Source organism: Bacillus sp. AC266 (assembly GCF_979253805.1).
In genome coordinates, this window is sequence record NZ_CEEDEC010000003.1 from 404854 (window position 1) to 419524 (window position 14671).

Genomic DNA, 14671 nt, shown 5'->3' on the forward strand with positions numbered 1-14671 from the left:
ATATTTCTCAACGTATCAAAACACCTCACATTATACCACACGTTACTAATGTTTCACAATAATATATACATTATCTTGTAAGCGATGTGCAATACCATCTAAAATAGCCTCTAAATTATTTGCAACAAATTCCAGTTCCTCTGTCGACTCGCAAATAAATAAAGGGGCACCACCTGCAAATTTCTCTGGCGTTGTTGTAATGACTGCGAGAATAACACTTTCTAACATCATCTCTTATCTCCCCTTCCTTTCGGAGCTTCTGATGACATATGAACAGCACTCTCTAATGTTGGTACATTTCCGATTACCCCTATCGCTTTTTCTGCATCTTGATCTTGCGGCAGAACAAAAATCCCAACTCTCCCATCCTCTAAATCACGCTTCGCTAACGGTACAAGTGCCGGCGTTCCAGAATCTCTATATATTCCTAAAGCAACCGAAACATCATGTAAAATAGCTTGCCGTTGTCCTAAGTTTGAGATTGTAACCATCGCATCTATCGATTTCGGTTTTAAAATAAATCCCATTCCATATTTCATAATTTCTTCTTGCCTTGCTGGCAATCCAATATTCATAATGTAAATATTATCAATATAAAGTCCCGCTCCTTCAAAACGAAGTGGAACGTGCTCTATTTCTACAAGGTCATGAAGTCTTTTACCTGACATTAATTTTTTCGCAATGAAAAAACTTACTATACCAGTAATTACCCCGGCAATCCATGAATCGAATCCTATATACGCAAACGTTGTTACAAACGACGTTAACATCGCCAAGTAGTTACGACTTTCAAATACTAATGCAATTCCTTCAATGTATGTATTACCACGTGGTACGAGCTCATATCCATCTAATTGTTGAAGCGTATTTCTTTCCATATTGCGCACATCACGAAATTGCGTCGCTGCTAACGTAAGAAATGTAATTGCAGAGAAATCTTTTTTCAAAACAGACGGAATCGCAATTGCTCCTAAGGCAGCCGCAATTAATCCCATCGCGATATGAATAATTTTCCCGTGAAGCCTCGTCGGATATTGCCTCGTATCGGTACGAAGCATTAACAACCTAGTTATTGTACCTGCAATTACGCCACATAAAATAGCTGGTGTATATTCAGTCATGTATTACCCTCGCCTTTCTTTTACGTGTTTTCCTCTTAAATTGTTCCATATATACCGATGCCTTTGTAATCCAAAGTAAAATCGCCATAAATAAAGTGGAAACAGCAGCAACATCTAAAAAAGCTAAACTGCCGTATTCATAAGGAAAATGTAATTTACGAAAAATCAGCGTCACCAATAATTCTCCTTGTAACATCCCTATATATAAGGAGCATAATCGTAATATGCGATCCCCGTGCAATAAAACCGATGCATACACAAGTGCACCACTTAACAGCAACAACCTATCAACCACAATCCAAATTGGATCATATACTTCTAACAAATGAAAGCTTGTATATAACATTGCAATAATAAGTGCCGAAAGTAAGGTATATAATTTTTTCCAAATAGAATATAACGCGATACCTACAAAAGAAATAATACAAAGCAAAAGGGCATTTACCGATATCGTGAAAGAAGCAATCGTCACATTTAACGGAGAACAAATAATAAAAATTAATATACAAGCACTTATCTTCCAACGAATAGATTCCTTTTTCATAAAAAAGGTCACGACAATCCACCCTATCCAAGCAACAAAATAAAAAGTACTCCCATCCATCATTTCACCTCCTATGATTTCCATTATGGGAACTTTTTATGAAAGTTAATCCTCCTTTTCTTTGTGCATAGTTTTTCTCATAACAGCAAAACTTTTAATAAGGAGGTGTAACTCACAATGGGTAAAGATCGCCAAGAACGAAAGCTAAGAGAATCACGCCGCGTTGAATCTGATCGCGACCAATCACTTCAATATCCCGGTGCAACAAGTCTTGATACACCGGAGCAAGCTCGAAAGCAGAATCAGCATTAAATAAAGTGAAACCTCAGTGGGGGGGTATCCATCCCCACTGATTATTAGCTCACACCAATCAAGTTGCCCTCAAATAGGCAATACAAAAAGACGGTTTCGATATTGTACGAAACCGTCTTTTTACACAATTATTTTATTTATTTCTACTCGTAATATAATTCTTTTGTTTTCGCATTATAAACCCTATCACTCAACGAGGCATCAATCGTAACTACACCTGTTGGTTTTTTAGAATATGTAATAACATAATACGTATGTAGAGAAGGATTTTTACTCTTTACCTCTACACGTACATAATCTGTCTCTCCTATCTCATTTAACTTTCGCTCAACCTCTTTTTTCGCACCTACAATATCTTCTTTTTCTCCTTTAATTTCCCTACTCACAATGGTATTTCCTTGATCAGAAAGTAATACTACTTCAGCATTACTTAAACTCACTTCATTTGGTATATTAAAATAATAAATTGCATACGAATCTTCCGATGGATTTTTGTCTTCTCCTAATTCCCTTGGCAAAATTAGTGCTTCTATTCCACTTCCTGCATTCACCGTTGGATTCCTATACAATTTATTCCCGACTGCGATTGCAATATTCGCCGTTTTAATTGCTGATTGTGCTGTTGTTGAACTAGAATCTCCTTCTCTTACATTTGAAGTTAATGAAATTTCAACCTTTTTATTATATCCAGAAACCGCTGTATCTTCTCTTATATTTCGTGCATGGATGTTAACATCTTCACTATTATATGTAATGCGTCCTATTGTATTTTTACTATTCGAAGATACATTATCTCCTTTTTTATTAACATCCTCACCCCCTAAATTATCGTAAATTTTCCCTTGTTTCTTTTGACTCTTAAATAGCAATCTCTTATCTTGTTTTATCGCTAACCAGCTATATAGAGAAGAATACTTTCTTACTTTTACCATGTTTTTCCGCACGATATTTATATATACTTTTATTATAATGTAAATTCTCTCTTTTTTCCATTTATAGAATTATATAGAACGATAACTTCTCGCCCTCCCTCTTCATTTTACGAAAATAAAACGCAAAAAAATCAACCGGATGGTTGATTTTTTATCGCCTACTATAATGTGCAGTGTCAATCCCTCGCTGCGCTAACCAATGGTACGTTTCACCTTTTACAACAAGAGGTACAGATTGTAGCTCTTCTATCGTCTTCACGCCAAGAGCTGTCATAATAAATTTTAAATCTGTATGTAAAAGATCAATTTCATCCACTAAATTCTCAACACCATCTTGCATTAAAATACGTAAAAAGTATCCAGCAAACGCAGTTGTATTCGCCCCTAATGCGATTGCCTTCGCCACGTCAAGTGCTGTTTGTATACCCCCAGATGCAATAAAAGAGAGGTTATTATTTGTAGAGGTTGCTTCAATAATCGAGGTAGCTGTTTGTATGCCCCAGTTATTAAAATAAGAAAGCATTCGCTGTCTTCTTTCATTTTCAACAGCAGCAAAATTCGTACCACCTTGTCCGCCAATATCAATTGCTGTTATACCTATATTCGCTAACTGTTGTACTGTTTCCTTACTCATTCCAAAACCGACTTCTTTTACGATGACAGGTACTTTACTTTTTAAAACTATTTTCTCAATCCGCTGAAGTACACCAGTAAAATCACGGTCTCCTTCTGGCATCGTTAACTCCTGTATGACATTTAAATGAATTTGCAGTGCATTCGCTTCAATCATATCAACGGCACGCTCTGCCTGTTCGACAGTTGCCTCACTTCCTAAGTTTGCGAAAAAAATCCCATTCGGATTTACTTTCCTAACAACTTTATACGAAGCCGATTCACTTTCATCTTTTAAAGCTGCCATTTGCGAACCTACAGCCATAGCAAGGTTATGATGTTTCGCTACATATGCTAATTGCTCATTAATATGTAATGTTTGCTCTCCTCCACCACCAGTCATCGCATTGATAAAAATCGGCGAACTTAGTGAAAGTTCGCCGATTTTTGTTTCACATGTTATAGTGTCATAACTTGAATTTGGCAAGCTTTGATGCACAAAATCAATATCATGAAAGCCATGCGTACGAGACTGACCAGTAGAAAGAGCATATTCAATATGATCTAATTTACGTTTTGCCCTTACCACTTGTACCCCTCTTTATTTCTTTAATTTTTTCAGTTGTTCACCAATAATATCACTTAACTGGAAAGTAGCCGAATCAGCATTTGGCTCATATTGGCTATAATCTTCTGTTACATTATTTTCTTCAAGCGTTTCTTTTATGCTTAAAGAAATACGTTTTTCTGCTACATGGACTTCAAGTACTTTCACTTTTACTTCTTGTCCCATTTCCAATACTTCATTTGGATTTTTCACGTGACGATTTGCAATTTGAGATACATGTACAAGCCCTTCAACACCAGGTAAAATTTCAACAAACGCACCGAATGTAACAAGGCGTTTTACTACTCCCTCACGAATATCTCCAGCTTTTATTTCGCCAGCAACATTTTCCCAAGGTCCTGGCTGAGCTGCTTTAATTGATAAAGAAATACGTTGCGTATCAGCATCAACAGATAACACTTTTACCTTTACCTTTTGACCTTGCTCTAATACCTCAGAAGGTTGCTCTACACGTTCGTGTGAAATTTGTGAAATGTGAACTAAACCGTCCACACCACCAACGTTAACGAAAGCACCAAAATCCGTTAATCGTTGTACTGTTCCTTCAACAATATCCCCTTCTTTTAACGAAGAGATTGCTTCTTTTTTCTTAGAATCTAGTTCTAGTTCTACTACCGCTTTATGTGAAAGAATAACACGATTTTTTTCACGATCTAATTCAACAATTTTCACCGCTAATGTTTTTCCTTTATAGTCAGCAAAGTCTTCTACATAATGTACTTCTACAAGTGAAGCTGGGATAAAACCACGAACACCAAGGTCCACAACTAACCCACCATTCACGATATCTTTTACAGTAACATCAAATACATGACCAGAATTAAATTTTTCTTGTAATTCTACCCACGCTTTTTCTGCGTCAACAGCTCTCTTAGATAAAACAAGATCATCATCTTCTAATTTAATAATTTTCAATTCAAGTGTTTGATCTAATTCTACAACATCGCTTGCTTTTTCAATATGAACGTTAGCTAATTCACTAATCGGAATTACGCCATCTGTTTTGTATCCAACATTTACAAGAACTTGTTTCTCTTCAACTTTCGTTACAGAACCTGTAACAACGTCACCAACTTGTAATTCTTTTGAATTCATAACTTCTTCATTCATTTTCTCTACCATGGAAATACCTCCCTACAGAATTGACAAAGCATTTTTATGTATATACGAAATGAAAACAAATGTTTTCATTTGCATGTTTAAGAATTTATCATCACATATTCTGTTTCAATACAGTTCACAAGAAACTATATTAAATCTATATAAATAGTATACAGCAAAATCATCTTGAAGAAAGTATGATTTGAAATATAATAGCGAATATATTCTGACAGTTTTTTCCCTCTGTAACTAACTTCTTACAAATTAGCCCATTTGTCAAGAAAAGAGACTTATAATTCACTTATCCTTTACATTTCAAAAAAAAAAAAAAAAAAGAAAGAGGATAGTCCTCTTTCTTTATTTCGCAAATACTCCTGAAACAATACCCATAATTTTTTGGACAACTTCTTCAATTGATAAAGAAGTTGTATCTAATTCCAATGCATCATCAGCTTTTTTCAAAGGAGAAACTTCGCGTTCTGAATCTAATTTATCACGCCTAGCAATTTCTTCTCTTAACTGCTCTAAATTAGAATCGAAACCTTTATTCATATTTTCTAAATGTCTTCTTTCCGCTCTTTCTTCTACAGAAGCAAGCATAAAGATTTTCACTTCAGCATCTGGTAGTACATGTGTACCAATATCACGGCCATCCATTACTACGCCGCCTTTTTTAGCTAATCCTTGTTGACGACGTACCATTTCTTCACGAACAAGACGATGCTTTGCTACAATAGATACACGATTCGTCACATCTGGCGTACGAATCACTTCAGAAACATCTTGTCCATTTAAAAATACAAGTTGTGTATTTTCCCCTTGCTGAAATTCAATATTTACATTTTTTACAACTTCCATTAACTTTTCTTCATTTTCAATATCCACTTTTTGTTCAAGGGCTGCATATGTAATAGTACGGTACATTGCGCCTGTATCAATGTAAACATATGAAAGTTTTTTTGCAACAACTTTTGCCACTGTACTTTTCCCAGCAGCCGCTGGACCATCTATAGCAATCGAAATTCGTTTATCCATTGTAACACCTCATTTTTCACTTATAAAACAAAACGAAAAGCAGGTATTTTCCCCCTGCTTCTTCTCATTTGCCTCACGTCATTAAATCCTCAATAATTGTAGCATAATCCATCATAGAAGAAAATGAAAACTACTTATTCACCTGTAAGATTTCCGCCTTATTTTTCGTGACGACACCTTCGTAATAAACAATTTTCGATAAATATTTCACTGAAGATTTATGTATAAAAAGCAGTTGGACGACAGAAAGAAAAATAAATTGAATCAGTAATATACGAATTATAATTTTCTCCACTTTTTTCAAAAAAACTCACTCCTTCCCTCTCTACACTTACACATCTACTCTCATAAATTTCCATAAACAAAACCTAACCTAATAACCACTTACCGGAGCACACTTAAAGTAATTTATTTTATTGTCATTTTCTAAGCATACTTTTATACATTTTCATTGTCGAATTTACTCAAAACATGTTATGTTCTAAATGTATTTTTCAACTTGAAAGGGGTATAAGCATTGAAAAGAATCCTAGTTTTACACACAGGTGGAACAATTGCAATGGAGGAAGATAAAGAAACTGGGGTCGTACAACCAGGTAAAAAGAATCCTCTTTTAAAATTTATTCCTGATTTAGAAGGCGATGTTGATTTAATTGTCGAAGATGTGTTCCATCTTCCATCTCCTCACATGACTCCTAGCGAAATGCTACAATTGCAAGTCATCATTGACGAAAGAGTAAAACAAGACGATATTCATGGCGTGGTCATCACGCATGGTACCGATACATTAGAAGAGACAGCTTATTTTCTTGATTTAACAGTTCAAGCAACTATCCCAATCGTTGTGACAGGGGCAATGCGTTCTAGCAATGAATTAGGTGCCGATGGTCTATATAATTTCTTATCAGCTGTAAAAGTTGCTAGTAGTAATGAAGCTGCTGAAAAAGGCGTTCTAGTCGTATTAAATGACGAAATACATTGTGCTACAAATGTAACAAAAACGCACACAAGTAATGTCGCGACATTCCAAAGTCCACAGTACGGACCAATTGGCATGGTAACAAAACGTGGTGTTGTTTTCCATCATGCTTTAGTGCATCACGAAACATGCACAGTACGACAGATTTCTAAAAACGTTGTCGTTCTAAAAGCATACGCAGGTATGGATGATACATTATTATCAGCAATCGAAACACTACCAGTAGACGGAATTGTTATTGAAGCACTTGGACAAGGTAATTTACCTCCAAGAACACTTCCTAGTCTAGGGCGATTAATAGAAAAAGGCATTCCAATTGTATTAGTTTCACGCTGCTTTAACGGTATCGTTCAAGACGTATACTCTTATGAAGGTGGCGGAAAACAATTAAAAGATATGGGCATTGTTTTCACCTACGGTTTAAACGCTCAAAAGGCGCGAATTAAATTACTAGTCGCACTAGAAAACACAAACTCTCACGAAACAATCCAACATATGTTTATGCACGATTAAAAAAGAAGCTGTCGAAGATTTCGACAGCTTCTTTTTATTCTTCTCTTGATGCAATGGTTTGCGCAATCGCATCTCCATGGAATCTACCGTTCTCGATAAATATTTCATTTGCGTTATTTCCCGCAGCAATTACACCTGCAATAAAAATATTTTCAGCGTTTGTTTCCATACTACCCTCTATATAAATCGGGCGCCCTGTTTCTTCATCAATCCGAACTCCCATTTTTGTTAAGAAGCTGTGGTCTGGATGGTAACCCGTCATAGCAAATACAAAATCGTTTTGAATTGTATTTGCCTCACCATCTACTGTATACGTCAACGTATGCTCAGTAATTTCTTTTACATGCGCATGGAAATGCATTTGAATTGTCCCATTTCGTACTAACGCCTCAAATTCCGGCAAAATCCACGGCTTAATACTTGGCGAGTATTCCCCACCACGGTATAGAACTGTTACACGTGCACCCGATTTAACAAGCTCTAACGCTGCATCTATACTTGAATTTTTACCACCTATTACAACGACATCTCGATCAAAATAAGGGTGTCCTTCTTTGAAGTAATGAGCTACTTTCTCAAGTTTCTCACCAGGTACATTCATATAATTCGGATTATCATAATATCCAGTTGCGACAACAATGTATTTCGCAACATATATTTCTTTGTTTCCGTCACGCTTCGTCGTTTCAACTTTAAAAACATCACCATCTTTTTGAACTTGTTCCACTCGTTCAAATGCATTTACACGTATAGATTTACGCTTTACTACTTCACGATAATACGCAAGCGCCTGATTACGAAATGGCTTACGATTTTCTGTAATAAAAGCAACTTCACCAATTTCTAATTTTTCACTAGAGGAGAAAAATGTTTGATGAGTTGGATAATTATAAATTGCATTTACAATGTTTCCTTTTTCGATTACTAACGGATTTAACCCCACTTTTTGCAACGAAATCGCCGCTGCTAATCCGCATGGACCGCCTCCGATAATAATAACTGTTTCTTTTTGCATACTTAGTTCACTCCTAGTCTTCTACCTCTGCTCTATTTATATAAACAAGAAAAAACCTACTTACAGCAGTAGGCATCTATCTTTATTGTATTCATTTTTCATATATTTGTCATCTAAACGAAACATACATCCGATAGACATCTGCTAAAAACTGCTGAAATTTAATTCCTTGTTGCCCTAATACATTCTCAGGATCGATTTTCCGAGTAGGATCCAACGTTTTGTGTGACACAATAGCCTTTTTAGGATTTAAACCGAAATTTTGACATAAATAAGCGTGATACCACGTAAAACGAGTATACGCCTCCCAAAAGTTTACGTCGCCACCATAGCAAAGTTCAACCCCAATTGCAGCCTTATTCGCATCATAACCGAATAACTCATTATCCGTTGGCACATTGTATCGAACATGGTACGCAACTTCATTTATAGGGACAATTTCTAATATTGTTTTATCATCAATAAATGTATGCGCTGAAGCTTTCGGTTGTATTTCATTAAAGTAATCCCGATTTCCTATCGCATTGCTACCAGGGTTCCCCGTGTCATGACTTACAATAAATCTTACTTTTGAAAGAGGAATTCCTGGTCGTGAATTTCCATACCCAATATAGTTACGCTCTATAGGGAACATCGCCATTACTACCAACTCCCGCTCTAAAAAATTACCTTACTTCCTTATATATGTATTCGGTGGCAATGTCCTTATGGCATATTTCTTATGCGAAGAGAACATCGAAAATATTTGATGTGAATACCATAAATAATACAATACTTACAGCCACTCCGTAAAAACCGTAAAACCAAATACAATCTTCTTTCGTATCTAAACCGAAAAATTTATTTACCGATTGTAATAATGTGCCACGCTTGCTTTGTTTGTTTCGTAATACTTCCACTCGTTCTACAACATCTGCTGGCATCATAAATCTTTGGTCTACTGTCATTTTCATCATTTATCTCTCCTTAAAATCATTTCCGTTTTGCTTATCTAAGGAAAGTATAGCACGTTTGTTCGTGCAGAACAAGCGTTCTTTTTTATTTTTTATTCTATTTTTCACCAAACCAAGTAATAATTGTGAATATAAACGCGATAATTGGTCCAACTACAACTGCACCAAATATTAAAAATAATAATCCTTCGCCGAACACCCGAACGACACTTGTTTTTCGGGCTCTCTTAGCTCTTGCAAGTTCACCCTCTAACACCTTAACCTTTTCTTCTAATTGGTCTACTCGTTCCATTATTTCATTCCCCATATACAACACCTCATTTAATACTTCAACAAAAAAACGCGATTCCCTCGAAAGGAAATCACGTTTTCTCAAAACATTATATATTATACCCAACCTCTGAAGCGACTAGCCTCAGCCATTTTACGAACACCAATCATGTATGCAGCTAAGCGCATGTTCACTTTACGAACTTGTGATGTTTCATAAATTGAATCGAATGATTTTACCATTACTTTTTCTAAACGTTGTTCTACTTCTTCTTCAGTCCAGTAGTAACCTTGGTTATTTTGTACCCACTCAAAGTAAGATACCGTAACGCCACCAGCACTTGCTAATACGTCTGGAACAAGTAAGATACCACGATCTGTTAAGATTTTTGTTGCTTCTAATGTAGTTGGACCATTTGCAGCTTCAACCACAATTTTCGCTTTAATCTTATCAGCATTTTCTTCTGTAATTTGGTTCTCAATTGCAGCAGGAACTAAAATGTCGCAATCAAGTTCTAACAGTTCTGTATTTGAAATTGTATTATTAAATAGTTTTGTTACAGTACCAAAGCTATCGCGACGATCTAGTAAGTAGTCAATATCTAATCCATTCGGATCATGTAATGCACCGTAAGCATCTGAAATTGCAATTACTTTCGCGCCTGCATCATGCATAAATTTAGCTAAGAAGCTACCCGCATTACCAAATCCTTGAACAACAACGCGTGCACCTTTAATATCAATGTCACGTTTTTTCGCAGCTTCACGAATACAAATTGTTACACCTTTTGCAGTCGCTGTTTCACGTCCGTGTGATCCACCTAATACAAGTGGTTTACCTGTAATAAATCCTGGTGAATTAAATTCATCGATACGGCTATACTCATCCATCATCCATGCCATAATTTGTGAGTTTGTAAATACATCTGGAGCCGGAATATCTTTTGTCGGACCAACAATTTGGCTAATTGCTCGTACATAACCGCGGCTTAATCTTTCTAATTCACGGAAAGACATCTCACGCGGGTCACAAATGATTCCACCTTTACCTCCACCATATGGTAAATCAACAATACCACATTTTAAACTCATCCAAATAGAAAGTGCTTTCACTTCATTTTCTGTTACGTTTGGATGGAAGCGAATTCCACCTTTCGTTGGACCAACAGCATCATTATGTTGTGCACGATATCCTGTAAATATTTTAACAGTCCCGTCATCCATACGAACTGGAATTTTCACTGTCATCATACGAATTGGTTCTTTCAATAATTCATATACTTCGTTTGGATAACCCAATTTTTCTAATGCTTCATTAATTACAATTTGTGTTGAATTTAACAATTCAAAATGTTGTTCCCCTTGTTGTTGTGTTTTCGTTTGAGTTCCCTTTTCGGCTACCATAGTAAGTAAACCCCCTGTAATTTCACTTGTTTAGTAAACCTTCATTGCCTAGTATACACCGTTAAATTTGGAATGCAATAGAAAACGCTAACAAATATATACAAACTATTTTGTATTGCAAGCGTTTTCACTATTATTATAGTCCTTTTATTGCTTTTAGAAAAGTAAAATACTTAAATATTTAAATATTTTTTTATTTTCATCAAAATACATTCGATAAAACCATTATTTCATCAAGAAATACTGATTACATTTTAACATACAGATCGGCTAGTCTTGTTACCTACACTTCGTTTTATAGATTTTAGATTTTCAGCTGAATAAAAATAAAACCTCAAGCTACGTTACATTAGCTGAGGTTTTGTTTTTTCACAAAGTAATTGTATATTTGTTCAATCGCTTGAGAATCCATTAATTCTTTACCATATTCCATTACGCGGTAAATTGTTGCTGTTGACGGATTACCGTACTCCGCTAAAATAGCTATAAAATCCGCCTTCAATAATTGAAATTGCTCTTCTTCTTCTATCCAAAGATAAAAACGATCATCCCACGTATACAACTTCCCATCAGTTACACCAAGGTTATATAAGCGATTTGACAAATTGATTACATCATCTAATGTAGCAAACTCGTAAAGTATATGTTCACTTTCATCAAGAGTCACTTGCATTTCAATAAACTCGTCACGGAACTCATCTTCTGTGTCCACTTCGTGATTTTCTTTTGTTACAATTACAACCATACCTTGAGCTTGTAGAGAAAATACTTCAACAGCAATCGGTCCATCCGCTTCAAACCCTAATTCTGTATTTGCTTCTTGCATCATATCACGGAATAGTTGCTGTACTTTCGGTGCATTTCTCCACAAATCTTCTTTCGTTAATCCTCGTTCAGATAAATCATCAAATGTTAGGAAAATTTTAATCTTATTATAATTTAAACGTTCCAGTCTCATCTCATACCCTCCCTACGTAACCATTGCATCTAATTTTTATTATATGAAATAGAAAATAGATGGTTCTTTTCGAACGACTATTCCGACATCTTTAACCATCCATCCCATTCTTCTTTCGTGTTACCAATTAGGATATTTTGAAGATTTAATTGATCTCCAATGCCTTTTCTTCCTATAAAACCACCAGAGATGTTTTCATTTTTTTCTTGCAACAAGTCAATAAACTCTACTGCCTCTTCAAGTTCTCGTTCATCATCAAAAGATATAAACAAATATTTAGGTTGTAATTGTTCAATAGCTAGTAAAATACCTTCTTCATCTAAACTTGTCCCCATATACATTGTTTGATATCCTTTTAGTCGTAAATACGTCGCGAAAATAAATCCTTTTAATATATTATTTTCTAAAACGAAAACTTTGTTAACGGAAGAATACACCGACGCATTATGATAGATCATTCCTAAACGTGTTTGTAAGAATGATACAACATATTTGAATTGCGACATTGTAATCTCATTATTACTTTTTAAAGTTAACAACTTGTTTGCCACTTGAAGAATGATGCTTGCAACAACCTTTTCCGTTGAATATATACTAAAAACCTCGTTTAATAATGCAGAAATTGTAATTTCATCAAATTCTAACAAAGCTTGTAGTATATCGTCCACTAAAACAACTTCTGTATCAGTAATTTTTTCTTTTTGAACGTTGTTCTGCAACCGATTCCCTTCTAATAACTGAACTGCTTGTCCAATCATCATCCCCTCAGAAACTTTGTTCATTAACCATTTCAAAATATGAATATGCTCTTCTGTATATAAACGATGCCCCGCACGATTTCTCTTTGGGGCAATAATATGATAGCGTCTTTCCCATGCGCGAAGTGTACTCGGTTGAATTCCGAGTATATTTGAGACAGCTTTTATATTATATTTTCCATTTGAATTCGGCATTATTTCCCTCCGCATAACGTAATGATATGTGTTTGGGAAGGTGCCCGAAAACGAAGAGGGAACAATGTTGTTCCATACCCATTACTAACAAAGAGAGTCGTATTAGAATGCTTATATATGCCACCCTTTAAATACTTTTCAGATGGAAACAACCGAATCTGGCCTCCATGTGTATGTCCACTTAATACGAGCGAAATTTGTTCATTACCAGACATTTTCTTTATTATATCTGGGTTGTGACTAATTAAAATGCGAAAACCTTCTTCTTTACAATCAGACAACGCTAAATCTAAACGATCTCGTTCTAATCCAACATCATCGATACCGAGTAAGCAAATTTTCTCTCCTAATTCAGATTCAAATACAACTCTTGTATTATCTAATACCTTCACATTATTTTCTATTAATAAAGCATCTAATTCGTGATATTCAATTTCATAGTCATTATTTCCCCATACAAAATATACAGGGGCTATTTCTCTTAACTTTTGAATATTTAAAGAGATTTGCGATAAAGGTACTCCTTTTTCAGCTAAATCACCGCCAATAATTACGATATCTGCTTTTCCTTTCACTCGTTCAATTAGCGAGCTAGAAATGATCCTTCTATGAATATCCGAAATAAAAAAAACTTTAACTTTTTGAAAACTTTCCGGAAATTCTTCGAATACTAAAGTATGTTCCAACACTGTATTACGCATCGCTTCTTTATACATTCCAAGAAGACATACAAAACCAATGCATATGAGAGTACATAATAATATAATCCATGACATATATTTTTTACTCTCCTTCCTCGTAAAGTATAGTCCTTAATTTTATGTGGAGCTATATATCACTCATTTAGCTAGCTCTCATACTTCGTGGACTTATCTTTTATAGGAATTTTCAATTCTTGTCCTACCTTCACTTCGTCTTCTTGTAAATCATTATACTTTTTTATTATTTCTATCCCATCTTCATCTGAGAAATATTGCTTCGCTATACTTTCTAAAGTTTCTCCATCTTTCACAACATGAGTTGCTACTTTCTCAGACTGCTTCTTTGATTCAGTCTTAGCGGAATCAAAGAAAATTACTTCAAACGCACTTTTCTCAGCATTATTACTATCACTTTTTACCTGTATATACTTATCTGTATACCATAGGATACTAATAGGTAACAATATGAACAAAAATGTTAACACTCGGACGAAAATGTGATTCATTTTAAACTTTGGTTTGTTCTCTTTATTTCTATGAATTTCACTACGCGGCGGTAAACTTTCATCTTCTTCCACTTGCTCAACTTCTAACTCCTCTTCAAAATCAGGAATTCGTTTTCTCATGTTGTTCACCACCA

19 protein-coding genes are annotated in these 14671 nt (G+C 35.2%); 2 read left to right on the top strand and 17 right to left on the bottom strand.

The annotated features are described in order from the left end of the window. Positions 1-45: 45 nt before the first annotated feature. Genes AC0IXC_RS15265 through AC0IXC_RS15275 form a run of 3 tightly spaced genes read right to left on the bottom strand, consistent with a single transcriptional unit; the run spans position 46 to position 1725 of the window. Complete coding sequence (locus AC0IXC_RS15265; RefSeq protein ID WP_002086624.1) at positions 46-231, bottom strand: capping complex subunit for YIEGIA; 186 nt, start codon at positions 229-231, stop codon at positions 46-48. Further along, a complete protein-coding gene (locus tag AC0IXC_RS15270; RefSeq protein WP_002086625.1) occupies positions 228-1121 on the bottom strand; it encodes a YIEGIA family protein in 894 nt (297 codons plus the stop codon). Before AC0IXC_RS15270 ends, AC0IXC_RS15265 begins: the two co-directional genes overlap by 4 nt. Beyond that, a complete protein-coding gene (locus AC0IXC_RS15275; RefSeq protein WP_002086626.1) occupies positions 1114-1725 on the bottom strand; it encodes a YphA family membrane protein in 612 nt (203 codons plus the stop codon). Before AC0IXC_RS15275 ends, AC0IXC_RS15270 begins: the two co-directional genes overlap by 8 nt. 117 nt (positions 1726-1842) lie before the next feature. On the opposite strand from AC0IXC_RS15275, the gene AC0IXC_RS15280 reads away from it, so the two are divergent. After that, positions 1843-1977: a YpzI family protein gene (locus tag AC0IXC_RS15280; RefSeq protein ID WP_000513901.1), complete on the top strand. Its 135-nt coding sequence runs from the start codon at positions 1843-1845 to the stop codon at positions 1975-1977. A gap of 143 nt (positions 1978-2120) precedes the next feature. Here AC0IXC_RS15280 and AC0IXC_RS15285 read toward each other — a convergent pair whose 3' ends face one another. The 5 genes from AC0IXC_RS15285 to AC0IXC_RS15305 all read right to left on the bottom strand — a co-directional run bounded on the left by AC0IXC_RS15285 (position 2121) and on the right by AC0IXC_RS15305 (position 6589). Further along, on the bottom strand, positions 2121-2909 hold the full coding sequence (locus AC0IXC_RS15285; protein ID WP_471653028.1) for a hypothetical protein: 789 nt from the start codon (positions 2907-2909) through the stop codon (positions 2121-2123). A 151-nt stretch (positions 2910-3060) separates the two neighbouring features. Further along, complete coding sequence (fni, locus tag AC0IXC_RS15290; protein ID WP_002030759.1) at positions 3061-4110, bottom strand: type 2 isopentenyl-diphosphate Delta-isomerase; 1050 nt, start codon at positions 4108-4110, stop codon at positions 3061-3063. Between the two features lie 12 nt (positions 4111-4122). After that, complete coding sequence (gene rpsA / locus AC0IXC_RS15295) at positions 4123-5271, bottom strand: 30S ribosomal protein S1 (RefSeq protein ID WP_002030757.1); 1149 nt, start codon at positions 5269-5271, stop codon at positions 4123-4125. Positions 5272-5607: 336 nt separating this feature from the next. After that, on the bottom strand, positions 5608-6285 hold the full coding sequence (gene cmk, locus AC0IXC_RS15300) for a (d)CMP kinase (protein ID WP_002011798.1): 678 nt from the start codon (positions 6283-6285) through the stop codon (positions 5608-5610). 130 nt (positions 6286-6415) lie between these two features. Beyond that, on the bottom strand, positions 6416-6589 hold the full coding sequence (locus AC0IXC_RS15305) for a DUF5359 family protein (protein ID WP_002135263.1): 174 nt from the start codon (positions 6587-6589) through the stop codon (positions 6416-6418). Between the two features lie 213 nt (positions 6590-6802). Here AC0IXC_RS15305 and ansA point away from each other — a divergent pair, with 213 nt between their 5' ends. Next, positions 6803-7777: an asparaginase gene (ansA, locus tag AC0IXC_RS15310; RefSeq protein WP_002030754.1), complete on the top strand. Its 975-nt coding sequence runs from the start codon at positions 6803-6805 to the stop codon at positions 7775-7777. Positions 7778-7811: 34 nt separating this feature from the next. Here the strand turns inward: ansA and AC0IXC_RS15315 are convergent, their stop codons facing one another. The 9 genes from AC0IXC_RS15315 to AC0IXC_RS15355 form a co-directional block, all read right to left on the bottom strand. Beyond that, the gene (locus tag AC0IXC_RS15315) at positions 7812-8792 is read right to left on the bottom strand and encodes a YpdA family putative bacillithiol disulfide reductase (RefSeq protein ID WP_002030753.1); all 981 of its coding nucleotides are present in this window, start codon (positions 8790-8792) and stop codon (positions 7812-7814) included. Between the two features lie 109 nt (positions 8793-8901). Further along, the gene (locus AC0IXC_RS15320) at positions 8902-9432 is read right to left on the bottom strand and encodes a peptidoglycan recognition protein family protein (protein ID WP_002011791.1); all 531 of its coding nucleotides are present in this window, start codon (positions 9430-9432) and stop codon (positions 8902-8904) included. A 79-nt stretch (positions 9433-9511) separates the two neighbouring features. Further along, entirely contained in the window at positions 9512-9748 is a 237-nt protein-coding gene (locus AC0IXC_RS15325; protein ID WP_002011789.1) for a DUF3961 domain-containing protein, read from the bottom strand. A gap of 94 nt (positions 9749-9842) precedes the next feature. After that, positions 9843-10052 carry a hypothetical protein gene (locus tag AC0IXC_RS15330; protein ID WP_002126403.1) on the bottom strand — a complete coding sequence of 70 codons (210 nt, stop codon included), beginning with the start codon at positions 10050-10052 and terminating at the stop codon, positions 9843-9845. An 80-nt stretch (positions 10053-10132) separates the two neighbouring features. Next, complete coding sequence (gudB, locus tag AC0IXC_RS15335) at positions 10133-11419, bottom strand: NAD-specific glutamate dehydrogenase (RefSeq protein WP_000225168.1); 1287 nt, start codon at positions 11417-11419, stop codon at positions 10133-10135. Positions 11420-11768: 349 nt separating this feature from the next. Continuing rightward, on the bottom strand, positions 11769-12377 hold the full coding sequence (locus AC0IXC_RS15340; protein WP_002011786.1) for a genetic competence negative regulator: 609 nt from the start codon (positions 12375-12377) through the stop codon (positions 11769-11771). Between the two features lie 77 nt (positions 12378-12454). Continuing rightward, positions 12455-13330: a MerR family transcriptional regulator gene (locus tag AC0IXC_RS15345; RefSeq protein WP_002166076.1), complete on the bottom strand. Its 876-nt coding sequence runs from the start codon at positions 13328-13330 to the stop codon at positions 12455-12457. After that, positions 13330-14106 (bottom strand): metallophosphoesterase, encoded by a 777-nt coding sequence (locus AC0IXC_RS15350; RefSeq protein WP_113770082.1) that lies wholly within the window; start codon positions 14104-14106, stop codon positions 13330-13332. The genes AC0IXC_RS15345 and AC0IXC_RS15350 overlap by 1 nt, the downstream gene beginning before the upstream one ends. Before the next feature lie 71 nt (positions 14107-14177). Continuing rightward, positions 14178-14657: a LysM peptidoglycan-binding domain-containing protein gene (locus AC0IXC_RS15355; protein ID WP_002030746.1), complete on the bottom strand. Its 480-nt coding sequence runs from the start codon at positions 14655-14657 to the stop codon at positions 14178-14180. Positions 14658-14671: the final 14 nt, after the last annotated feature.

What these genes read in the sequence shown, in the direction of transcription:
- AC0IXC_RS15285 (WP_471653028.1), bottom strand. Translation starts at nt 2,909, where the DNA reads ATGGTAAAAGTAAGAAAGTATTCTTCTCTATATAGCTGGTTAGCGATA.
- AC0IXC_RS15315 (WP_002030753.1), bottom strand. Translation starts at nt 8,792, where the DNA reads ATGCAAAAAGAAACAGTTATTATTATCGGAGGCGGTCCATGCGGATTA.
- rpsA (WP_002030757.1), bottom strand. Translation starts at nt 5,271, where the DNA reads ATGGTAGAGAAAATGAATGAAGAAGTTATGAATTCAAAAGAATTACAA.
- AC0IXC_RS15270 (WP_002086625.1), bottom strand. Translation starts at nt 1,121, where the DNA reads ATGACTGAATATACACCAGCTATTTTATGTGGCGTAATTGCAGGTACA.
- AC0IXC_RS15325 (WP_002011789.1), bottom strand. Translation starts at nt 9,748, where the DNA reads ATGATGAAAATGACAGTAGACCAAAGATTTATGATGCCAGCAGATGTT.
- AC0IXC_RS15340 (WP_002011786.1), bottom strand. Translation starts at nt 12,377, where the DNA reads ATGAGACTGGAACGTTTAAATTATAATAAGATTAAAATTTTCCTAACA.
- gudB (WP_000225168.1), bottom strand. Translation starts at nt 11,419, where the DNA reads ATGGTAGCCGAAAAGGGAACTCAAACGAAAACACAACAACAAGGGGAA.
- AC0IXC_RS15280 (WP_000513901.1), top strand. Translation starts at nt 1,843, where the DNA reads ATGGGTAAAGATCGCCAAGAACGAAAGCTAAGAGAATCACGCCGCGTT.
- AC0IXC_RS15350 (WP_113770082.1), bottom strand. Translation starts at nt 14,106, where the DNA reads ATGTCATGGATTATATTATTATGTACTCTCATATGCATTGGTTTTGTA.
- AC0IXC_RS15265 (WP_002086624.1), bottom strand. Translation starts at nt 231, where the DNA reads ATGATGTTAGAAAGTGTTATTCTCGCAGTCATTACAACAACGCCAGAG.
- AC0IXC_RS15345 (WP_002166076.1), bottom strand. Translation starts at nt 13,330, where the DNA reads ATGCCGAATTCAAATGGAAAATATAATATAAAAGCTGTCTCAAATATA.
- AC0IXC_RS15320 (WP_002011791.1), bottom strand. Translation starts at nt 9,432, where the DNA reads ATGGCGATGTTCCCTATAGAGCGTAACTATATTGGGTATGGAAATTCA.
- cmk (WP_002011798.1), bottom strand. Translation starts at nt 6,285, where the DNA reads ATGGATAAACGAATTTCGATTGCTATAGATGGTCCAGCGGCTGCTGGG.
- AC0IXC_RS15275 (WP_002086626.1), bottom strand. Translation starts at nt 1,725, where the DNA reads ATGGATGGGAGTACTTTTTATTTTGTTGCTTGGATAGGGTGGATTGTC.
- AC0IXC_RS15330 (WP_002126403.1), bottom strand. Translation starts at nt 10,052, where the DNA reads ATGGGGAATGAAATAATGGAACGAGTAGACCAATTAGAAGAAAAGGTT.
- AC0IXC_RS15355 (WP_002030746.1), bottom strand. Translation starts at nt 14,657, where the DNA reads ATGAGAAAACGAATTCCTGATTTTGAAGAGGAGTTAGAAGTTGAGCAA.